Genomic DNA, 22384 nt, shown 5'->3' on the forward strand with positions numbered 1-22384 from the left:
CCGTGTACAGCCAGCGATAATTTTACTTAGAAGCCGTAAAAAGTAAGCGGTGGAGGGACGGACTGTAGTTAAAGAACAGATTGAAATAAAAGAATGAAGTGCCCCGGGTTTACTTCCTAGGCGTTTGCCCTGGTTTTCATTTTCTCTGATGTGCTCGCGATGCGCCAGTAGTCGTTCTCAACCTCGACCGGGGTGCGGTAGTCAAGGGCTTGGTGGAGCCGGGTCTGGTTCCACCAGGTCACCCATTCGAAGGTAGCGATCTCGACCTCAAGAACGTCTTTCCATCGATGGTTATTGATCAGCTCGTTCTTATATGAGCCGTTGACGTTCTCGGCTAGTGCGTTGTCGTAGGAATCCCCAACCGTCCCGGTTGATGGAGTGATACCCGCAGCGGTGAGCCGATCGTTATACGCAATCGACACATACTGCGATCCGTGGTCTGAGTGATGAATCACCCCGGCCGTTTCCTTCGCGCTCGTGATCGCCTGATTCAACGCCTGCAACGGTAACGCTTCGGTCCGCATCGAATCTGATAGTGCCCAGCCCACAATCTTACGAGAGAACACGTCCGTCACAAACGCCGAGTAAACGAACCCTTGAGCGGTTCGAACATAAGTAATGTCCGCGACCCACAGCCGGTTCGGACCCGCGGCGTGAAACTCGCGATGAACCAAATCTGGCCTGGTATCTTCCCTCCGGGCTTTGCGTGTCGTGATCGGGGAACGTCCCTTGCCTTTCCCGGATACTCCTGCCAGACGCATGAGCCTCGCGGTCTGCTCGCGGCCAACCGCGAGGCCGCAACGGCAGAGCGCGTGCCACATTTTCCGCACACCGTAGACACCATAGTTCTCCCCATGTATCTGGAGAACCTTGGCAACCAGCTCACGGTCCCGGATGCTCCTAGCGCTCGGCGTACCATACTTAGCGTTACGATAGCCGCGGGAAGTGATGAAGCCTCCCTGACGTTGCTCATTTAACGTCTTACAGATGAACTCAACCGAGAAACGATCACGATACTCGTCAATAAACGCGATCAAATACGGACGTTGGGGGCCTGGTTCTGACGCGAAAAAAGCCGACGCGGCCTTCAACAACTCGTTCGTGTCACGCAGTTCTTGATTCTCCCGGCGTAGCCGAGCATTCTCAGCAACCAGGTCTTCCTCAGCCCTTGTGACCTGACCGGTTTTGCGTGCTTGCTGTAACCATTGCCGGGCAGTGTGCCACGAAACCCCAAGCTTGGGCGCGACTACCTGACAAGCTTGCTGAATCGAGAGCCCCTCAGCAAGGATCCGATCCTCCACCAACCGGACAACCCGATCCTTCGCTTCCTGATCAAATTTCATGCGGCTCTCCAGATTTTCCCATCCACTCAAACGGAAGAAAACCTGGGACACTTCAGAAAGAGAGGAAACATATCAAACAAATGGCCCGGGCTGAAAAAACTAGACCATCTGGTTTGAGAGTGTCTTCCGTGACAGCCCCGGTTGGGGCAGGAAGATTGGAGAGCATGAAGAAGTTCTCGAAGCACACACCCGAACAAATCGTGGTGAAGCTCGACAAGGCCAGGTCCTTGAAGGAATCTGGCAGCACCGTGGCAGAGGTTTGCCGTGAGCTTGGCATCAGTGAGGCAACGTATCACCGGTGGCAGAGACAGTACGGCGACATGACTCGCAGTGAAGCACGGCGGTTCAAGGAGCTGCAGGAAGAAAACGAGAAGCTCAAGCGGTTGCTTGGGGAGGCTGAACTCGAAAAGTCGCTGCTTAGGGAGTTAGCAGAGGGAAAATTCTGACCCTGGCACGCAAGTACGAAGCGATTGACCATGCCCTATCGTTGGGGTACTCAGTGCGCTTGGCATGCCGCGTTGTCGGGGTTTCCCGCGGGGCGTACTACAACGCCCGACGCCACACAACCGGGCCTTCTGCCACCGACAAGCACGCCTCGTTGCGTAGCTGGTTGGTGACCTTCGCTGCATCCCATCGTCGCTGGGGCTACCGCCGCGCGTGGGTTAAGGCTCGTGAGGCCGGGTTTGACTGCGGCCGCGATGTCGTGCGCCGCATATGGCGCCAGGAGGGTCTGCGGGTGTTTCCACGCAAGGCTCCCAAGCGGCGGTGTCTGCCCCTATCCACCCCTCGGGTTGAGCCAGCTGCGTGTCCCGGTGATGTGTGGGCATTGGACTTCCAGTTCGACACTGACTACCACGGTAAGACGTTTAAGATCTGCAACGTCATCGATGAGTTCACACGTGAGCACGTGGGATTCGAGGTCGGGCGGTCTATTACCGCCGTGTCAGTCATTGAACTGTTGAGCAATCTTGCTGCCTCCAGAGGTGGCCGTCCGCGAGTGTTGCGCATGGATAACGGCCCTGAGTTCATCAGCCACGAGCTGAACAAGTGGGCAGCCAAGGAGGGCACTGTTGAGGCGTTCATACCACCAGGAAGGCCATGGCACAACGGATTCGTGGAGTCGTTTCACAACCGCCTCCGCGATGAGCTACTCGAAGACGAGATGTTCGACGACCCGGCCCACGCCAGCCACTGCCTCAGGTTGTGGTCAAAGCGCTACAATACGTGTCATCCGCACTCAAGCTTGGGCTTTGTCCCGCCAGCGCAGTACGCCAAACAATGGCACCTAACCCAGGGAGGCCCTCAAGCCGCCCGGTCCTAGATTTCAGCCCGCTCCACAAACATCATAGGTTCGAGATGGCTTTCAAGAAATACAAGGTAAACTTTATGCATTTTTTAAGAAACACAAGATAAACTTTATGCGATTGAAAATCTAAAGAAGCTTTCAAGTGAAAAGATAGTTTCATTAGCACAATGTAAACTTAATTGGTATAAGCCACAAAGCGTTAGGAGAGAAAACATACCAAAAGGAAATGATAAAACTGTAAAAATGCTTGTCCAGTGCATGCAATTAGTTATGAAGTAAGGAAACAGAGAGGAGTAGTTAGAAAAGTGATAAAAAATGCTATAGCATATATTACAAGAAAGAGAAATAGAACTTTAATAATTTTTATCGTATTAACTATAGTTCTTTCTTGCTTGTATTCTTGTTTAACAATAATGAAATCAAGCAATGAAATAGAAAAGGCTTTATATGAGAGTTCTAATTCTTCAATATCAATAACAAAAAAAGATGGTAAATATTTTAATGTTAATCAATTTAAAGATATTGAAAAATTAAAAGAAATTGAAGAAAAAATAATTCAATATGATGGATTAGCAAAACTAAAAGACGCTAAAGTAGTTAGCGGAGAACAAAGAGTAAATAGAGACGATTTATCTGACGAATTTAAGAATGTTGTTTCACTCGAAGCTACAAATAATACTAAAAGAAATATTTTATTTAGTAGTGGAGCATTTACACTTAAAGAAGGTAAAAATATAGGAGAAAATGATAAGAATTCAATTATTGTTCATGAAGAATTTGTTAAACAAAACAATCTAAAATTAGGTGATGAAGTTAATCTTGAATTACTAGATAGTGAAAAAAGTGGAGAAATAAAAAGTCATAAGTTTAAAATTATAGGGATCTTTTCTGGTAAAAAACAGGAAACATATACAGGATTGTCTTCTGATTTTAGTGAAAATATGGTGTTTGTAGATTATTCAACAAGCCAAGAGATATTAAATAAATCAGAAAATAATAAAATCGCAAATAAAATTTTAATGTATTCTGGCAGTGCAGAATCTGCAGACTTAGCCTTAAGTAAATTGAAAGAGCTTAAAATTGATGAGTCACAGTATTCTGTTGAAAAAGATTCTAATGCGTTTGAAGAGTCTTTAGAGTCAGTAAGTGGAATAAAACATATTATAAAAATAATGACTTATTCCATTATGTTAGGTGGGATGATTGTTCTTTCATTAATCTTGATTCTATGGTTAAGAGAAAGAATTTATGAAATAGGTATATTTTTATCTATTGGAACATCTAAGATGCAGATTATAATGCAATTTATATTCGAGTTAATATTCATATCGATACCAAGTATAATATTTTCCTTATTTTTAGGAAATGTATTACTAAAAGTAATTGTAGATGGATTCATTAGCTCAGAGGACTCAATGATTTCCGGTGGAAGTTTAACAAATAATACTAGTTTTATGTTAAATATACCAACACTTGGACAAAGTTATTTAATATTAATAAGTATTATTGTTTTATCAGTTGTATTTGCTTCTTCATTAATATTAATCAAGAAGCCTAAAGAAATATTATCAAAGATAAGTTAGGAGAAAATAATGGATATATTAGAAATAAAGAACGTAGCATATAGTTATGCAAATTCTAAAGAAAAAGTTTTGTCAGCAGTAAATCAAAAATTTGAACTTGGGAAGTTTTATGCGATTGTAGGAAAGTCGGGAACAGGAAAATCTACACTTCTTTCCTTACTTGCTGGACTTGATAAACCTCAAATAGGAAAAATATTGTTTAAGAATGAAGATATACAAAAGAAAGGATATAGTAACCATAGAAAAAATAATATATCTTTAGTATTTCAAAACTATAATTTAATAGATTATTTATCACCAATTGAAAATATTAGATTAGTAAATAAATCAGCAGATGAAAGTATCTTGTTTGAACTAGGTTTAGATAAAAAACAAATAAAAAGAAATGTTATGAAATTATCTGGTGGGCAGCAACAAAGAGTAGCTATCGCCAGAGCATTGGTATCAGATGCTCCAATAATACTAGCTGATGAGCCTACTGGTAATCTAGACAGTGTTACTGCTGGGGAAATAATTAATATATTAAAGACATTAGCTAAAGATAGAAATAAATGTATTGTGGTTGTAACACATAGTAAGGAAGTAGCAGATTCTGCGGATATCATTTTAGAACTAAGTGGTAAAAAGCTGAAAAAAGTAAATAAAATGAATCTGGAGGTTGAATAATGATAAAAAATGCATTTGCTTATGTAACTAGAAAAATCTTAAAGTCATTAGTTATCATATTAGTTATTTTATCTATGTCAACTTTGAGTCTCATTAGTTTATCTATTAAAGATGCTACGGACAGAGCTTCAAAAGAAACATTTGCTAATATAACAAATAGTTTTTCTATGGAGATAAATAGACAAGTAAATCCAGGAACACCTAGAGGTGGGGGAAATGTAAAAGGTGAAGATATTAAAAAGATATCTCAAACCGATAGCATAGACTCCTATGTAAAAAGAATAAACAGTGTTGCGGATTTAGTTGATTATGATATTATCGAAACTCAACAGACTCTTGCGAATCAGTCACCTGAAAGAGCGAAGAATTTTAAAAGAACAGTTATGTTAACTGGAGTTAACAACTCGCCAAAAGAAACAAAATTTGTATCAGAAGCATATAAATTAGTAGCAGGAAAGCATTTAGAAAACGAAGATAAAAATAAAATCTTAATGCATAAAGATTTAGCTGAAAAAAATAATCTTAAAGTTGGCGATAAGATAAAAATAAAATCTAATTTATTTGATGCTGATAATGAGAAAGGTGCAGATGAAACAGTAGAAGTAGAAATTAAAGGTCTATTCGATGGGCATAATAGCGGTGGAGTAAGTGCAGCACAAGAACTGTACGAAAATACATTAATCACTGATGTCCATACAGCTGCTAAAGTCTATGGTAATACAGAAGATACAGCTGCATATCAAGATGCAACATTCTTTGTAAAAGGTGATAAGGATCTTGATAGTGTAATAAAAGATCTTGGGAAATTAGATATAAATTGGAAAGAATATAATTTAATTAAAAGCTCATCAAATTACCCTGCATTACAACAATCTATATCAGGTATCTACTCAATTTCAAATAAATTATTTGTTGGCTCATTAATATTTGCAGGTGTTGTAGTTTCATTATTACTATTCTTGTGGATGAATGCTAGAAAGAAAGAAATAGCAGTATTACTGTCATTAGGTATATCAAAGTTAGAAATTTTTGGTCAATTCCTAATTGAGATGGTATTTATATCAATCCCTGCATTCGTTGGTTCTTATTTCTTAGCTCAATATACAGCTGATAAGCTTGGGAATAATATATTGAATAAGGTTACTGGCGATATAGCTGAACAAATAGCTAGAAAAGCTGCATCTAGCCAATTAGGTGGTGGGGCAGAAGCTGAAGGATTTAACAAGACATTATCAAGTTTAGATATTAATGTATTACCTAAATTCATAATTTATGTAGTTATATTTATGAGTTTAGTACTTCTTGTGTCATTGTTTATTTCTTCATTCTCTATATTAAGAAAGAATCCAAAAGAATTATTAATTGACAATAATTAAAATTTTGGGTGCTTTACTGTGAGAAACTGGCTTCCGTTGATGGATTGGTTTCCGTTGATGGACTCACCCGAAGGAGGCTGTTAGGGTTGAGGTAACGCTTTGGTGACTGACGGTTTGAGTTGAATTAACAACATGAAGCCAAAGTGAGAAAACATCATCCGTCTGGGCACACTCTTTTGCGAAAGAGTGTGCCCTTTTTCATCTGTGGAGGACAGGTGAAAAAGATTGGCATCGTCACGGGAAGTGACAGCGATCTACCAATTATTGAAAAGGCCATCGATTACCTACAACGTATCGATTACCTACAACGTGTGAACGCCCAATTTACGGTAAATGTTTATTCGGCACACCGCGCCCCAGATCACACTCTCGAATTTGCCCGTTCCGTACGGGATAACGGATACGAAGTAATCATCGCAGCGGCTGGTATGTCCGCTCACCTCGCCGGAGTTCTGGCAGCACACACAACTGGCCCGGGCTGAAAAAACTAGACCATCTGGTTTGAGAGTGTCTTCCGTGACAGCCCCGGTTGGGGCAGGAAGATTGGAGAGCATGAAGAAGTTCTCGAAGCACACACCCGAACAAATCGTGGTGAAGCTCGACAAGGCCAGGTCCTTGAAGGAATCTGGCAGCACCGTGGCAGAGGTTTGCCGTGAGCTTGGCATCAGTGAGGCAACGTATCACCGGTGGCAGAGACAGTACGGCGACATGACTCGCAGTGAAGCACGGCGGTTCAAGGAGCTGCAGGAAGAAAACGAGAAGCTCAAGCGGTTGCTTGGGGAGGCTGAACTCGAAAAGTCGCTGCTTAGGGAGTTAGCAGAGGGAAAATTCTGACCCTGGCACGCAAGTACGAAGCGATTGACCATGCCCTATCGTTGGGGTACTCAGTGCGCTTGGCATGCCGCGTTGTCGGGGTTTCCCGCGGGGCGTACTACAACGCCCGACGCCACACAACCGGGCCTTCTGCCACCGACAAGCACGCCTCGTTGCGTAGCTGGTTGGTGACCTTCGCTGCATCCCATCGTCGCTGGGGCTACCGCCGCGCGTGGGTTAAGGCTCGTGAGGCCGGGTTTGACTGCGGCCGCGATGTCGTGCGCCGCATATGGCGCCAGGAGGGTCTGCGGGTGTTTCCACGCAAGGCTCCCAAGCGGCGGTGTCTGCCCCTATCCACCCCTCGGGTTGAGCCAGCTGCGTGTCCCGGTGATGTGTGGGCATTGGACTTCCAGTTCGACACTGACTACCACGGTAAGACGTTTAAGATCTGCAACGTCATCGATGAGTTCACACGTGAGCACGTGGGATTCGAGGTCGGGCGGTCTATTACCGCCGTGTCAGTCATTGAACTGTTGAGCAATCTTGCTGCCTCCAGAGGTGGCCGTCCGCGAGTGTTGCGCATGGATAACGGCCCTGAGTTCATCAGCCACGAGCTGAACAAGTGGGCAGCCAAGGAGGGCACTGTTGAGGCGTTCATACCACCAGGAAGGCCATGGCACAACGGATTCGTGGAGTCGTTTCACAACCGCCTCCGCGATGAGCTACTCGAAGACGAGATGTTCGACGACCCGGCCCACGCCAGCCACTGCCTCAGGTTGTGGTCAAAGCGCTACAATACGTGTCATCCGCACTCAAGCTTGGGCTTTGTCCCGCCAGCGCAGTACGCCAAACAATGGCACCTAACCCAGGGAGGCCCTCAAGCCGCCCGGTCCTAGATTTCAGCCCGCTCCACAACATTCTGGCAGCACACACAACGTTCTGGCAGTACACACAACGCTCCCAGTGATCGGCATTCCATGTAGATCATCAAACCTTGATGGGAAGGATGCACTTCTTTCTACCGCCGTCCTGGCAAAGGATACTGCTATTTCCAAAAAATTTTCCACCACTAACTAATCACTCAAGGAGAATCCACCATGGAATAGAAGCTTATATACTCGGGCAAGACAAAGGACGTTTTCGCACTGGACAACGGCAACTATGAGCTTAAGTTCAAGGACAACGTCACGGGTAAGGACGGCGTTTTCGATCCAGGCGAAAACGCCGTAGGCCTATCGATTGCCGGCGTTGGCGATATCAATGTGAAGATGGCAATCAACGAACTGAAGGAGAAGCTGGGTAACATTATTGTGGCGTACACGGTTGCCGAAACTCCTGTGCATGCCCGCGATCTGAATGCTGTTGGCGCCATGGCTGCCTTGCTGAAAGATGCGTTCAAACCGAACTTGGTGCAGACCTTGGAAAACACCCCGGCGATTGTACACGGTGGCCCGTTCGCTAACATCGCACACGGGTGCAATTCGATTGTGGCCACGCAGATGGTGCGGTCACATAGCGACTATACGGTTACTGAAGCTGGATTCGGCGCTGATCTTGGTGCTAGTTCATCGACATCATGTGCCGGCTCACGGATACTCGGCCAGATTGTGCCGTAGTGGTTGGAACCGTACGCGCCTTGAAGATGCATGGTGGCGTGGCCAAGAGTGATCTGGATGCAGAGAACTGTGAAGCGGTGCGGGCTGGCCTGCCGAACTTACTCACGCACGTGGCGAATATGCGTGACGTATTTGGGTTGCCGGGGGTGGTTTGCGCTCAATATATTCCCAACAGATACAGATGCCGAAATCGAGTGTGTGATGGCTGAATGTGCCAAGGTGGGAGCGGAATGCATTCGGTCCACGGTATGGGCGGATGGATCTGCTGGTGCCCTCGAATTAGCACGCGCGGTGAAAGATTTGTGTGAACAGCCGCATGAGATGCGTTTTGCATACGATTCGGCTGAATCGCTCGAAGATAAGATTGTGGCGGTTGTCCGCAAAGTGTATGGCAAAAACTCAGTACAGTCTGAGCGATGAGCCACGGCTACTCGGAAGTCCGCGTGATTTCACGATTCATGTGGCGGACGTAAAAATTAATGCCGGAGCAGGATTTATTGTGGTCTACACCGGACCGCTCATGACGATGCCGGGGTTGCCAGCTCGTCCAGCTGCCGAACGGGTGGACGCGGATGCGGATGGAACGATTAGTGGGTTGTTCTGATGGCGTAAAAAATAGTTCGTCATTTTCCAGACATGAGCAAACATTCTTGGTATCTTGATATAGAGATAGTTCGAAGGAGTGCTCATGAGTATCGATACTTTTCACGCAAAGTCATCCCTGAAAGTTGGGGAAGAAACGTACACCATCTATCGCCTCGATGCGCTACCTGGTCTCACTAAGCTTCCGTATTCGCTCAAAGTTTTGGCAGAAAACCTGCTGCGCACTGAAGATGGGCGGAACGTGACCGCGGATCATATTTCAGCACTAGCCAGTTGGGATCCCGCCGGAAAGCCGAAGGACGAAATCCAATTCACCCCTGCGCGTGTAGTCATGCAAGATTTCACTGGCGTGCCTTGCATCGTCGATCTTGCCACGATGCGCGAAGCAGTCAGTGATCTGGGTGGAAATCCAGACGTGATCAATCCGCTCAACCCAGCAGAAATGGTGATCGATCATTCGGTTCAAATCGATGTTTTTGGTCAGCGTGGTGCCATCGCCCGCAATATGGATATCGAATACGGCAGAAACCAAGAACGCTACCAATTCTTGCGGTGGGGGCAAGGCGCCTTCGATAACTTCACTGTAGTTCCACCCGGAACCGGGATTGTTCACCAGGTCAATATCGAACACCTTGCGCGTGTGACTATGGTGAGTGGTAACGGTGAACAAGTGGCATACCCGGACACCTGCGTTGGCACCGATTCCCACACCACAATGGTCAACGGGCTTGGTGTACTCGGCTGGGGTGTGGGAGGAATTGAGGCTGAAGCGGCGATGCTCGGTCAGCCGGTATCGATGCTCATCCCGCGCGTCGTCGGATTTAAACTGACGGGAGAAATCCCAGCTGGAGCTACGGCAACCGACGTCGTTCTTACCATCACCGATATGCTCCGCAAGCACGGCGTAGTTGGTAAATTTGTGGAATTTTATGGCGACGGGGTTGGGGCAGTACCGTTGGCAAACCGCGCCACAATCGGAAATATGTCCCCTGAATTCGGTTCCACTGCCGCAATCTTCCCAATCGATTCTGTCACACTCGATTACTTGCGGCTCACAGGGCGAAGCGAACAGCAGATCGCCCTGGTGGAAGCATACGCACGTGCTCAAGGCCTCTGGCATGATCCACTCAACGAAGCGCGTTATTCGGAATACCTCGAACTCGACCTTTCCACCGTGGTTCCGTCCATCGCCGGACCAAAGCGCCCACAAGATCGCATCGAACTCACGAATGCAAAAGAAGCGTTCAGATCAGCCGTGCGTGCATACACTAACGATCCAGGCGAAGATCGCCCGCACAAGCCAACATCACTTCATATGCGCGGGATCGATACGGAATTGGATCACGGATCGGTAGCGATCGCGTCGATCACCTCATGTACGAATACTTCAAACCCATCCGTGATGATGGCTGCAGGAATTCTTGCCAAGAACGCTGTAGAACGTGGGCTTACATCCAAACCATGGGTGAAAACGTCGATGGCTCCAGGGTCCCAAGTAGTCACTGATTACTACGAGAAAGCCGGACTCTGGCCAGCACTCGAAAAACTCGGCTTCCATCTGGTGGGATACGGATGCGCCACGTGTATTGGCAACTCTGGGCCGCTCCCAGAAGAAGTATCTGCGGCAATTAACGATGCGGACCTCGCCGTCGTCTCCGTTCTATCTGGGAACCGTAACTTCGAAGGGCGAATCAACCCGGATATTAAAATGAACTACCTGGCCTCCCCACCACTCGTCATTGCATACGCGCTGGCAGGAACGATGGACATCGATTTCGCAACGGAACCACTGGGGTGCGATGCGGAAGGCCGTGACGTTTTCTTGGCTGATATCTGGCCGTCTCCAGAAGACGTCCAAGACACCATCGATCGCAGTGTTACGAGGGACATGTTTGAGGAATCGTATTCAGACGTGTTTGCTGGAGACGAACGTTGGCAGAGCCTCGATACTCCAACTGGATCCACGTTCACATGGGACGGCGATTCCACATACGTGCGTAAAGCGCCGTATTTCGAAGGAATGAGCATGGATCTTACTCCGGTAGAAGATATTGCCGGGGCGCGAGTGCTTGCGAAACTGGGCGATTCCGTGACCACCGATCACATTTCTCCAGCGGGCGCGATCAAGGCTGATTCGCCGGCAGGGCGATATCTTACCGATCATGGCGTGGCAGTTCGCGATTTCAATTCTTACGGTTCGCGCCGTGGAAACCATGAAGTGATGATCCGCGGAACGTTTGCAAATATTCGGTTGCGGAACCAGCTGCTCGATAACGTGGAAGGTGGATACACGCGAAACTTCCTCACCGGCGAACAGGAGGCGATCTTCGATGCTGCGATGGCATATCACGAAGCACGAACCCCGTTGATCGTGTTAGGCGGGAAAGAATACGGATCTGGTTCGTCACGTGATTGGGCAGCCAAGGGAACTGCGTTGCTTGGAGTGAAGGCGGTTATTGCTGAATCCTTCGAACGTATTCACCGATCGAACCTGATCGGTATGGGAGTCATTCCGTTGCAGTTCCCAGAAGGGGAGAGCGCTGATAGCCTTGGCCTGGATGGTACCGAAACGTTCGATCTGTCAGGTATTGCTTCGCTTAATGACGGAGAAACTCCAGAGCATATCCGGGTTCGCGCCGCGCATACGAGCGGAACCGTGATCGAATTTGATGCTGTGGCTCGAATTGATACACCTGGTGAAGCGGACTATTTCCGCAATGGAGGTATTTTGCAGTACGTGTTGCGTTCTTTAGTGAAAGGCTGAATCAAGCGGGTAGGTGCTAAGCCCGTAACGCTGGTAATCTAGAACAGTACAAGCTAAGGAGGCTGCCAGCGAATGGGTATTTTGAGTTCTATTAATGGACCAGATGATGTCAAGGGCTTAACGCCTACCCAATTGCCCGCACTTGCCGCGGAAGTTCGTTCATTTTTGGTGGATAACGTGTCACGCACAGGCGGCCACTTAGGTCCAAACCTTGGCGTTGTAGAATTGACTATCGCGCTTCACCGCGTATTCGACTCTCCGAATGATGCCTTGGTGTTCGATACCGGCCACCAATCCTACGTTCATAAGCTCCTCACCGGGCGCCATGGCTTTGATAACCTGCGTCACGAAGGCGGCCTATCCGGCTACCCTTCGCGCGCCGAATCGGATCATGATGTGGTAGAAAACTCGCACGCTTCCACCGCGCTATCCTGGGCAGATGGTATCGCGCGTGGCTTCCAACTGTCTGGCCGGAATAACCACGCAGTTGCCATTATTGGGGATGGTGCTATGACCGGCGGTATGGCCTGGGAAGCGCTGAATAACATTGCAGAGGATCCAGATCGGCCTGTTGTGATCGTACTGAATGATAATGGGCGATCCTACGCACCAACCGTGGGCGGCATCGTACGGCGAATCGATGCTGTACGCAAGATGGATGCTGTACGTGTGAATCGTTCGTATGAACGTGCTCTCGATTGGGGCAAACGCACGCTCCAGAACTCTGGAATCGCGGGACAACTAACGTACGATGCTCTCCACGGCCTCAAGCGTGGGATGAAAGACGTGTTCGTGGATGCGGGTATTTTTGATTCGTTGAGCATCAAGTATCTTGGCCCAGTTGATGGTCACGATATCAGCCAACTTGAAGAAGCCTTCACAATGGCCCGCAACTATGGCGGTCCAGCCGTGGTTCACTGCATCACTGAAAAAGGCCGCGGCTACAAGCCAGCAGAAGAACACGAAGCCGATCGTTTCCATGCTGTGGGCGTGATCCATCCAGAAACTGGCCTACCCGTTGAACCGTCTCGTTTTGGCTGGACCTCCGTTTTTGCAGAAGAAATCGTTGATATTGCCCGCGAAAATACGGATATCGTTGGCATCACAGCCGCGATGTTGTTGCCTGTGGGCCTGGGCCTGTTCAAGAACGAATTCCCAGAGCGCGTGATTGATGTTGGCATCGCAGAACAACAGGCGATGACTATGGCCGCAGGCCTATCCCGTGCAGGTAAGCATCCCGTGATTGCCCTCTACGCTACGTTCATGAACCGCGCCTATGATCAGTTGTTAATGGACGTGGCGTTGCATGGGGAAGCCGTGACGATTTGCCTTGATCGTTCAGGCGTTACAGGTGATGATGGCGCCTCCCATAACGGCATGTGGGACATGGTGATTGCCGGAATGGTTCCGGGGATCAGTGTTGCCGTGCCACGCGATGAAACGCGTCTTCGGGAATTGCTTCGGGAGGCTACTGCTAAGGAGTCACCAACGATCGTGCGTTATCCGAAGGGATCAGTACCGGATGATCTACCAACGGTTCGTCAGATTGGCGGGTTGGACGTTGTGTACGAAACCCCAGGTGAATCGCCAGTTGTTTTGGTGGGTTACGGCCCGTTAGCTTATACGATGGTTGCCGCAGCCCGTGAACTGTCTGATCTTCCTGTGATCGTGGTGGATCCTCGGTGGGCGATTCCTACGTCTGAATCGTTGATCGATTTGTGCCGGGACGCGCGTTGCGTTGTCACGTTAGAAGATGGCCTGGTTGATGGTGGCGTTGGGGTTGCGTTGCAGAAGGCGTTGAACGATCAGTTGATTGATGTTCCAGTTAAGTCGCTTGGTATTGGCAAGGAGTTCTTGCATCACGCGTCGCGTCAGGCAGTGTTGGGTTATCAGGGAATGCAGGCATCGGACGTGGTGTCAGCGGTTCGTGCCCGCATCTGATTAAAGGTTCGGCTGTAGCGCTTCTACCACGTGAGCGATTTGCCAGGGGCGCGCTCCGTGGGTTTCGAGCACGCGCGGGATGTCTTGGGGCGATTCCCAGCCGTCCCACGCAAGTTGTTTTTGTACCCGCGGTTTGAGCAGAACTTCTTGGCGGATGCCGAGTTTTTCTGCAGTTTCTAGCACAGTAGTGCGTACGATATTCCACCGTTCCGCGGCTTCTGGGCGCAGCTTGTCCCAGCGTTGCACGGGCGGGAACGGATCTTTATTATAGAAGAAGCGCCGTTCAGGAAGTTCGCTTTGCGGTAGATTCCATGCGGTGTGGATAGCGTTCCACCAGGTGAGTGCGTCACGTTTGCGTTCGCGTGAACGAAGTAATGACGATTGTGCCACATCCGATCGCGATCGTGGCTTGCGCGCTGCGAGGTTTGCAAGAACGTTGTTTGGCAACACTTTTCCTGGGGCGAGATCGCGATCTTCAGCGAGTTTTTCGCGTGCTTCCCAGAGCGCTTTGAGCATCGCGAGTGAACGTTGATCCGGGAATTTGGCGTGCTTTACTGCCTTGCGCCACGGTTGTGGATGAGCCGGGGGAAGGGGGCGACGACGGACTTCCTCGCATTCGCTCAGGAACCATTCGTAGCGGCCGGCTTCTTTTAGTTTGCCCGTCAACGATTCACGCAGTTCGATGAGGAGATCGACGTCGAGTGCTGCGTATGCTCTAAGCTCTGGGCCGAGTGGGCGTGCCGACCAATCGGCGTCGGAATGTTCTTTTGCTAATACAAAACCGAGTTCTTCCGCGATCATACTCTGCAAGGAAACGCGATCGTATCCAAGGATTAAGCCAGCTAGTTCGGTATCGAACACGTTGCTTGGTTCTAAGCCAAGTTCGCGCAGGCAGGGGAGATCTTGATCTGCAGCATGGAGGATCCATTCGTCATGCATGATCGTGGCAAGGTCCCCGAGGCGATCTTCGATACCGATTGGATCGAGCAAGACGATACCTGACCCTGCGCGTTTAATCTGAACAAGGTAGGCCCGGTTCGAATACCGGATTCCCATGGCACGTTCGGTATCTACTGCGAAGGGACCATGCCCGTTACGCAAGCGTTCCACCGCCGATTCGTAATCATCATGGGTGATCTCTGGCAGGCCATCCCGGGGTTCGTTAAGTGGAGTACGAGTATCAGTATCGAGAATCATTAGACTCTTTCAATTCGGCGGGGGAGAGTAGCAACGGAAGGTTCAGGCGGAAGTCCAGCCATGGAAACGCAGAACTTTTCCCAGGCTCGCAGGTGTTCAGTCAGATATTCGGTAGAGGGGCTCCAAGAGGCACGGACTTCCAGTTCGATACGAGACCTATCGATATACAACCCACCAAATGTTTCATTATATACGCGAGTAACCGTGCCATTAAGTGAATGATAGCTGGCCCCAGAATCAACCAACGATTCAGGCAACCATGACCACGCGACTTCACCAAGTAGCGGATCGTCCGCCATTTGTGGATCGATTGGTGCCTGAGCATGCATGACAATCCGGAATGTGCCGTTCCACGTGGTCTGGCCTGCAGGATCGTGGAGCACAACAAATTTGGCAAAGCCCCGGTGGTAATCCGGGTCCAGCGTGGGAGAATCGTTGATTTCCGCTTGGAGTGCCACTGACCATGGAGCAATCTGTGATAGAGGAGGAATCTGAACTACATGAAAATCGTTCCTGAAACACTGCCCTTTTAATGAATCAAGGGCAGTAAGGAACTGCGGGGTCGGTTCTAGATTATCCACATGACTGACTTTAGTAGCCGTTCTCAGGTTTCTGGGGTGGGCACGCCGTTCTGTCTAGTTTGCACGTACTACTATCACACCAGGTCGAACAAAATGGACACTCGAATCCGATACTTCTACCTTATCCCATGAAAGATAGGGCTCTGATGCGCATACCGGAGCAAAAACATCGGTATCTGCATGGCGAGCAAAGACCACTGTGGTATCACCTCGGCGCATCCAACCTGAATTCCTATCTGGGCTGAGAGCAACCGATGTTGCGCTGCGATCGGAAGATCCAAGATCCGCGATAGCTTTACGAAGCCGAATCAACTCAGCCACAAATTTATTGAGGCGCTGATGATATCCAGAATCTTTTTCATCCCACCGAAGCTTAGAACGCGTAAACGCTCGGATATCTTGCGGATCAATCATTGTTTCGCCATGGGTGTAGACGGAGGCCAGATCCCAGGATTCGAACTCTTTTTCACGGCCTGCCTTAATATGTTGTCCGATATCTGGCCCGTGATCAGTGAAGAACATGAACGGAGTAGAAGCGGCCCATTCTTCTCCCATAAAAAGCATAGGAGTGTATGGAGATAGCAGTGTGAGCGCGCGCGAAATAGCCACGTCTGGAATCGGTAGAGAATGTGACGGCCGATCGCCCACCAGTCTATTGCCAACCTGATCGTGATTTTCGTCGGACACCACTAGTGCGTGCCCAGGGACGCTCTCAGGTAACGGATGCCCGAAAGCATGACCTTCAAACACGGAATATTGACCAATGCGCGTGAACCCTTCAGTGAGTGCACGCGGAAGTGTATCGTCCGCCGCATGATCAACATAAAACGCATTGGTTTCGCCAGTTAACCATACGTGAAGAGCATGGTGAACGTCGTCGGCCCACTGCATATCCATACCCCAACCGCCCTGTGAAACTGGAGTAATCGTGAGCGGCGAATTGGCGTTGCTTTCAGCGATGAGTGTGATGTTCCTGCCTGCGCCCCGTGCGAAATCGTGGACGGCGTCAGAAAGATCGGCAAGGATGTGGCGCGGAGAATCATCGATGAAGAAATCGGTGGCGTCCAAGCGCAACGCATCGAAAAGATAGTCACGAACCCACATCAGTGCGTTATCAATAACATACTGGCGAACTGGTCCAGAAACAGGACCATCGAAATTTACGGCTTCGCCCCACGGCGTATGGTGGCGTCCGGTGAAATACGGGCCAAACTGTGCCAAATAGTTTCCATCAGGTCCGAAATGGTTATAGACGATATCCAAGCAGACTGCGATGCCGCGCTGGTGAGCAGCATCGATGAATGCCACCAGATCTTCTGGCGTTCCATAATGGTGATTGAGCGCAAAAATCGACACCGAATCGTAGCCCCATCCTCTGGTACCAGGAATCGGGTTGATCGGGAGGAGTTCGATCGCATCCACGCCTAAATCAACCAAGTGATCGAGTTTGGCAATCGCTGCGCGGAAAGTCCCTTCGCTGGTGAAAGTTCCAATGTGAAGTTCGTACAGGACTTTTCCACGCAAATCCGGGCATTCCCAGTTGGTTGCCTGGAACTCGAACTGGGCCGGGTCAATCACCATGCTGGGGCCGTGCGCACCTTCTGGCTGGCACATGGAGCGTGGATCAGGGAGCAGGAGATCGTTCGAATCGAGGCGTAACTGGTAGCGTGTGCCTGGTTCGAGTTCGGCATTCCAGTAGCCGGGTTCTTCTTGAACGAGTGAGAATGATTCGTCATCAATTACCCCGGTGACGCGTTCTGCATTTGGAGCCCACACTGATATTTTCATGAGTCGTTCCTTACCAAGATAGCCACCGGGAACCGTTCGGTGAGGGTGCTTAACAGCTGGGAACCACCTGAAATTTGGGTACCTGTGAGCAGATCCTCCCAATGTCCATCTGGAAGAACAACAGTGTGTGAGGCCTGCTGGAGGAGCCCAACTGAACGTTGGGCGATTGTCACGAGGAAAGGGGAATCTTCTACTGTGCGAGCAAAAGCGATCGCGTGCCCGGTAGACACCGGAAGAGCCGAATATCCTGCCGCGGCAGAAGCGATCTGTGGATGCGAACGCCTAAAGCGAAGAAGCTTCAACGTGACCCACAGTTTTTCTTCATCCAAGCTGGCGTGAGCAGGAAGGCCCTGTTCATCCATGCTAGTCAACATCGAATGTAGCTGTTGATAGTCCACTGGCCTGCGGTTATCGGGATCAACAAGCGAGGTTTGAGTGATTTCTTCGCCTTGGTACAGATCTGGAACGCCTACCATTGTGTAGTGGAGCGCGCATGTAGCCAGAACGTTCGCACGTACGGCATCGTAGATCGTCGCCGCGAAAGCACTGAGGGCGTCAGCGCTTTCTGGTGTAGAGATAATTGCGTGAGCGTACTCCAGCATTCCTTCTTCGGCTACTGAATCTTGTTCAGTCCACGTTGTCCATAGTTTCTGTTCACGTGCTGCCTTGAGCAAGTACGCGTCTAAGCGTTCTGTAGAAATAGGGCCATCGGGAGTCCATGTGCCAATGATCGTTTGCCAGATCAGATTCTCAAACTGACCGTCGAGTGCTACCGGGCGCTGTTCCGCCAAGACTCTGCGCAGATGCTGAACGAGTGCAACCCATTCAGCAGAGAATTGGGTGAGCACACTGATCCGTGCCCGAACATCTTCACACCGTTTCGTATCGTGAGTGGAGGTGACAACACCACTGACCGGCCACGCTTGGTGCATGTACGTTTGCCAATTATGAAACTCATCCAAACTGGTGACCACAGAATGAGGCCCGCCGCCAACTTCATTCGCTGAGAGCAGCGCCGTGTAACGGTAGAACGTGGTGTCTTCCACCCCCTTCGCCATCACCGCGCCACAGACTTGCTGGAACCGCACAATGGCTTCGCGCCGGCGATCTTCTTGCGTACGCCCGGCAGAACCACTTTCGTTCCCAAGAAGAAGATCGACGACGATCTCTAACGTTTCGCGGGAATCGTCGTCGAGAAACTCTGCAGCTTTCAATGCGGCATCGCGAACCAACTTTTCTTCGCTACCACCTGCGCGTTCGCCCGGAACAATGTAGGCGCGATAACGCGACATGTGAACCACAAGCTCGCTTACCACGTCCAAAATCCGGCGGAACGTGTGATCACGCAACCGTACATCACTATGGCACACGTCCGCAAGCAACGTGGCCAGGCGATGAACTTCTGCGTAAAGCGACGTAGAAACAATCTGGCGCTTCGCCTCAATTTCGGTAGTATCAACGCTTGCCGTGGAGCCCGAAATTTCGCTGTACAACTGGCTCACGGAAGGCACTCCGGCCGGTTCAGTCAACACACCCTGGATCCGGCGCAACGCATCGTAACCCGTTGTCCCGGCACACTGCCAATCGTTTGGAAGCTCCTCATCCGCCTCCAAAATCTTCTCTGCAACTAGCCATGCTCCACCGGTAGCTGCGTGCAAGTGGCGGAAATACTCACGTGGATCTGCCAACCCATCTGGATGATCCACGCGGAACGAATCAATCAAACCACGTTTCATTAAATCGATTAATAACGCATGCGAATGATTAAAAACGTCCGGCTGCTCAACACGAATCGCAGCCAACGTATCAACATCGAAGAAACGGCGGTAATTCAACTCTTCATTCGCAACCCGCCAATACGCAATCCGGTAGAACTGCCGATCCAACAAATCTACCAACGGAAGTGACTCCGTACCCGCGCGCACCGGAAACACGTGATCGTAATAGCGCAACACAGGAACAGGGCCATCCGCCACAAACCCGGGAACCACCATCGAGTCCAGCACAAGCTCACCAGCTGCGAGCACATCGCCAATTCGCTTACCCAGGACAGGGAGTAACAGGCCATCGCCGCCGTCCGCTACATCAACATCAAACCAGTGCGCATACGGCGAATCCTCACCATCACGCAACACAGACCACAACGCGCGGTTGTGATACAAGGGGGTAGGAACCGCCATGTGGTTCGGAACAATATCTACCACCACGTGCATTCCAGCATCGTGGATCGCGCGAGATGCCCGTTCGAACCCAGCCAAACCACCAAGTTCTTCGGAAATTGATTCGTGATCTACCACGTCATATCCATGCGTAGAACCTGGCGCTGCCTGGAGGATGGGAGAGAGGAAGATGTCCGTGACACCAAGATCGCTCAGGTACGGGATCTGATCGATCACCGAATCGAAGGTAACATCTGGTCCAAGCTGGATTCGGTATGTAGATACCGGTTGATGTTTTCCTTCTGCTGGGACGTGTGAATGGGACCGTTGATTCGTTGTGCCTAACATCTTCTTCTCTCCCTGATTTCCCTATCCTTTTTAGATTTAGTCCGCGAGCGCGGTTTGCGTGGCGATGCGAACCGCTTGAGCGTCACTCACGCCTGTTGATGGGCCCGCATCCGGTTGCGTTACCGCGGCTGATGGTAGGGTAGACGTTTTCGCTGCAACCGATGCTGCTTCCGCATGTTCATCCGTGCGAGCTGCCCGAACAAAGATCTGTACGCTGCGGCTTTGAACCGTAAACGTATCGCCAGGAACAAACCCATCTGTAGAAACCGGATCTTCGAACGTGGAACGCATCAAATACCACGGTTCATCTATTGGGGTCTGCGGGATTGTAAACGTCAGGTCTTCATCTGAAGCGTTGAAGGCGATCAGCAGATCGTCGTCGATAACCTTTTCCCCACGCACGCCTGGTTCCTGAATGCCTGAACCGTTCAACCACATCATTACCGAACGCGCGAACCACGTATCCCAATCGCCGTCCTGCATACGTTCGCCATCGTTACGCAACCATAAAATATCGCCACGGTCCGACGTGCCGCCGTGGAATGCCGAGCCTTGGAAGAAACGACGCCGGCGTAACGTTGGATGCGACTTTCGGAAATGAATCATGGACCGGGCAAATTCCAGGATGCGTAGACTTTCGTTATCCAAGTCCCAATTCATCCACGAAATCTCATTGTCCTGAGCATACGTGTTGTTGTTTCCGCTCTGAGTGCGGCCGATTTCATCGCCGTGGCTGATCATCGGAACGCCCTGTGATACAAGGAGGGTGGCGAAGAAGTTCTTGATCTGACGGATACGGAGTTCGCGGATCGATTCGTCGTCTGTTGGGCCTTCCGCGCCGCTGTTCCATGAACGGTTATGCGATTCGCCATCCATCGAGTTTTCCCCGTTGGCATCATTATGTTTTTCGTTATATGACACCAGATCGCGCATCGTGAAACCATCATGGGCTGTCACAAAATTAATCGAGGCGAACGGGCGGCGGCCCGAATGCTCATATAGATCAGAAGAACCGGAAATACGCGAAGCAAACTCAGATAGGGTAGAGGGCTCCCCGCGCCAGAAATCACGAATCGTATCGCGATACTTGCCATTCCATTCAGTCCACAACGGAGGGAATTCGCCCACGTTGTAGCCGTTTTCGCCAATATCCCACGGTTCGGCAATCAATTTAACCTGTGAAATAATTGGATCCTGCTGAATAATATCGAAGAACGACGAAAGCTTATCGACTTCGTGGAGTTCACGGGCTAGCGTGGATGCCAAATCAAATCGGAACCCATCCACATGCATATCCACAATCCAATACCGTAGCGAATCCATAATCAGTTGCAGGGAGTGAGGAGAGCGCATATTCAGCGAATTTCCCGTGCCCGTGGTGTCGAAGTAAGATGCCTTGTCATCTGGAACCAAGCGATAATACGATGCGTTATCGATACCGCGGAACGATAACGTTGGGCCCATATGATTGCCTTCCGCGGTGTGGTTATAGACCACATCGAGGATAACTTCGATACCGGCCTCATGATAGGCCTTCACCAACGATTTAAATTCATCCACCTGTTCGCCACGTGTACCTGCAGCCGCATACGTATTTTGAGGCGCAAAGAAACCGATCGTGTTGTAACCCCAATAATTCGACAGGCCTTTATCGATCAGCGACGTATCATTCACAAACTGATGGATCGGCATCAGCTCCACCGCAGTAATGCCCAAATCCTTCAAATAAGAGACCATCGCAGGATGAGCCATACCCATATATGTGCCACGCAAATGCTCAGGAATATCAGGATGAGACTTCGTCATACCCTTCAAATGGGCTTCGTAAATCACCGAATCGTGGTACTCATGATTCGGTGGGCGATCATGACCCCAATCAAAATATGGATTGATAACCACAGACAACATCGTGTGGCCCAATGAATCTTCTTCCGCGCGTTTCGAATGATCAGAAAAATCGTATGAAAAATTAGCCTGATGGTTATTCACTTGGCCATCGATCGCCTTCGCATACGGATCAAGTAAGATCTTCGACGGATCGCAACGATGCCCATTTTCCGGATCGTATGGCCCATGAACCCGGTAGCCATACCGTTGGCCGGGCCGGATGCCAGGCACATAACAATGCCACACGTACGCATCAACTTCCTCAAGAGGGATCCGAGTTTCCGCCAAATCGTCGTCGATCAAACACAACTCAACCCCAGACGCAACTGACGAAAAAAGCGCAAAATTCGTTCCCGTACCATCGTACGTAGCGCCTAACGGGTAGGGTTTTCCGGGCCAAATCTCCATGGTGA

Annotated in this window: 15 protein-coding genes, 2 pseudogenes and 1 riboswitch; of the genes and pseudogenes, 11 read left to right on the forward strand and 6 right to left on the reverse strand. The window is 49.7% G+C overall.

Annotated elements, in window-relative coordinates:
• Positions 1–116: 116 nt before the first annotated feature.
• Entirely contained in the window at positions 117–1343 is a 1227-nt protein-coding gene (locus ARCH_RS03975) for an IS3 family transposase (RefSeq protein WP_013170012.1), read from the reverse strand.
• 164 nt (positions 1344–1507) lie between these two features.
• On the opposite strand from ARCH_RS03975, the gene ARCH_RS03985 reads away from it, so the two are divergent.
• The 11 genes and pseudogenes from ARCH_RS03985 (at position 1508) to dxs (ending at position 14011) form a co-directional block, all read left to right on the forward strand.
• Positions 1508–2664 (forward strand): IS3 family transposase gene (locus tag ARCH_RS03985; protein ID WP_389400668.1). Its coding sequence is split into 2 segments (ribosomal slippage): positions 1508–1784 and positions 1784–2664, totalling 1158 coding nucleotides; the frame shifts between segments, so codons are not numbered across the junction.
• Positions 2665–2954: 290 nt separating this feature from the next.
• Entirely contained in the window at positions 2955–4232 is a 1278-nt protein-coding gene (locus tag ARCH_RS03990; RefSeq protein WP_013170015.1) for an ABC transporter permease, read from the forward strand.
• A gap of 9 nt (positions 4233–4241) precedes the next feature.
• A complete protein-coding gene (locus ARCH_RS03995) occupies positions 4242–4898 on the forward strand; it encodes an ABC transporter ATP-binding protein (RefSeq protein ID WP_013170016.1) in 657 nt (218 codons plus the stop codon).
• On the forward strand, positions 4898–6274 hold the full coding sequence (locus ARCH_RS04000; protein ID WP_013170017.1) for an ABC transporter permease: 1377 nt from the start codon (positions 4898–4900) through the stop codon (positions 6272–6274). The genes ARCH_RS03995 and ARCH_RS04000 overlap by 1 nt, the downstream gene beginning before the upstream one ends.
• Before the next feature lie 92 nt (positions 6275–6366).
• A riboswitch (ZMP/ZTP riboswitch) is annotated at positions 6367–6449 on the forward strand.
• 40 nt (positions 6450–6489) lie between these two features.
• Entirely contained in the window at positions 6490–6756 is a 267-nt protein-coding gene (locus ARCH_RS04005; RefSeq protein ID WP_013170018.1) for an AIR carboxylase family protein, read from the forward strand.
• 70 nt (positions 6757–6826) lie between these two features.
• Positions 6827–7983 (forward strand): IS3 family transposase gene (locus ARCH_RS04015; RefSeq protein WP_389400668.1). Its coding sequence is split into 2 segments (ribosomal slippage): positions 6827–7103 and positions 7103–7983, totalling 1158 coding nucleotides; the frame shifts between segments, so codons are not numbered across the junction.
• Between the two features lie 43 nt (positions 7984–8026).
• Positions 8027–8164, forward strand: a complete 138-nt coding sequence (locus ARCH_RS10470; protein ID WP_389401083.1) for an AIR carboxylase family protein — start codon at positions 8027–8029, stop codon at positions 8162–8164.
• A gap of 191 nt (positions 8165–8355) precedes the next feature.
• Positions 8356–8912 (forward strand): annotated as a pseudogene (locus ARCH_RS10475) (formate--tetrahydrofolate ligase).
• A pseudogene (locus ARCH_RS10315) lies at positions 8905–9307 on the forward strand (formate--tetrahydrofolate ligase). Before ARCH_RS10475 ends, ARCH_RS10315 begins: the two co-directional pseudogenes overlap by 8 nt.
• Before the next feature lie 84 nt (positions 9308–9391).
• Positions 9392–12070 carry an aconitate hydratase AcnA gene (gene acnA, locus ARCH_RS04025; RefSeq protein ID WP_013170019.1) on the forward strand — a complete coding sequence of 893 codons (2679 nt, stop codon included), beginning with the start codon at positions 9392–9394 and terminating at the stop codon, positions 12068–12070.
• 72 nt (positions 12071–12142) lie between these two features.
• Entirely contained in the window at positions 12143–14011 is a 1869-nt protein-coding gene (gene dxs / locus ARCH_RS04030; protein WP_013170020.1) for a 1-deoxy-D-xylulose-5-phosphate synthase, read from the forward strand.
• Here the strand turns inward: dxs and ARCH_RS04035 are convergent, their stop codons facing one another.
• The 5 genes from ARCH_RS04035 to glgX are packed head-to-tail and all read right to left on the reverse strand — an operon-like array spanning position 14012 to position 22379.
• Positions 14012–15208, reverse strand: coding sequence for an HRDC domain-containing protein (locus ARCH_RS04035; RefSeq protein WP_013170021.1), 1197 nt, complete (start codon positions 15206–15208; stop codon positions 14012–14014).
• Positions 15208–15789: a DUF3000 domain-containing protein gene (locus tag ARCH_RS04040; protein ID WP_013170022.1), complete on the reverse strand. Its 582-nt coding sequence runs from the start codon at positions 15787–15789 to the stop codon at positions 15208–15210. The genes ARCH_RS04035 and ARCH_RS04040 overlap by 1 nt, the downstream gene beginning before the upstream one ends.
• A gap of 54 nt (positions 15790–15843) precedes the next feature.
• Positions 15844–17577 carry a malto-oligosyltrehalose trehalohydrolase gene (gene treZ, locus ARCH_RS04045; protein ID WP_013170023.1) on the reverse strand — a complete coding sequence of 578 codons (1734 nt, stop codon included), beginning with the start codon at positions 17575–17577 and terminating at the stop codon, positions 15844–15846.
• Entirely contained in the window at positions 17574–20084 is a 2511-nt protein-coding gene (gene treY, locus ARCH_RS04050; RefSeq protein WP_013170024.1) for a malto-oligosyltrehalose synthase, read from the reverse strand. The genes treZ and treY overlap by 4 nt, the downstream gene beginning before the upstream one ends.
• A 36-nt stretch (positions 20085–20120) precedes the next feature.
• Positions 20121–22379 carry a glycogen debranching protein GlgX gene (gene glgX, locus ARCH_RS04055; protein WP_013170025.1) on the reverse strand — a complete coding sequence of 753 codons (2259 nt, stop codon included), beginning with the start codon at positions 22377–22379 and terminating at the stop codon, positions 20121–20123.
• Positions 22380–22384 lie beyond the last annotated feature (5 nt).

Origin of the sequence: Arcanobacterium haemolyticum DSM 20595, from assembly GCF_000092365.1 — a bacterium.
GTDB classification, from domain to species: Bacteria; Actinomycetota; Actinomycetes; order Actinomycetales; family Actinomycetaceae; genus Arcanobacterium; species Arcanobacterium haemolyticum.

What these genes read in the sequence shown, in the direction of transcription:
- ARCH_RS03975 (WP_013170012.1), bottom strand. Translation starts at nt 1,343, where the DNA reads ATGAAATTTGATCAGGAAGCGAAGGATCGGGTTGTCCGGTTGGTGGAG.
- ARCH_RS03995 (WP_013170016.1), top strand. Translation starts at nt 4,242, where the DNA reads ATGGATATATTAGAAATAAAGAACGTAGCATATAGTTATGCAAATTCT.
- ARCH_RS04000 (WP_013170017.1), top strand. Translation starts at nt 4,898, where the DNA reads ATGATAAAAAATGCATTTGCTTATGTAACTAGAAAAATCTTAAAGTCA.
- acnA (WP_013170019.1), top strand. Translation starts at nt 9,392, where the DNA reads ATGAGTATCGATACTTTTCACGCAAAGTCATCCCTGAAAGTTGGGGAA.
- dxs (WP_013170020.1), top strand. Translation starts at nt 12,143, where the DNA reads ATGGGTATTTTGAGTTCTATTAATGGACCAGATGATGTCAAGGGCTTA.
- ARCH_RS04035 (WP_013170021.1), bottom strand. Translation starts at nt 15,208, where the DNA reads ATGATTCTCGATACTGATACTCGTACTCCACTTAACGAACCCCGGGAT.
- treZ (WP_013170023.1), bottom strand. Translation starts at nt 17,577, where the DNA reads ATGAAAATATCAGTGTGGGCTCCAAATGCAGAACGCGTCACCGGGGTA.
- treY (WP_013170024.1), bottom strand. Translation starts at nt 20,084, where the DNA reads ATGTTAGGCACAACGAATCAACGGTCCCATTCACACGTCCCAGCAGAA.
- glgX (WP_013170025.1), bottom strand. Translation starts at nt 22,379, where the DNA reads ATGGAGATTTGGCCCGGAAAACCCTACCCGTTAGGCGCTACGTACGAT.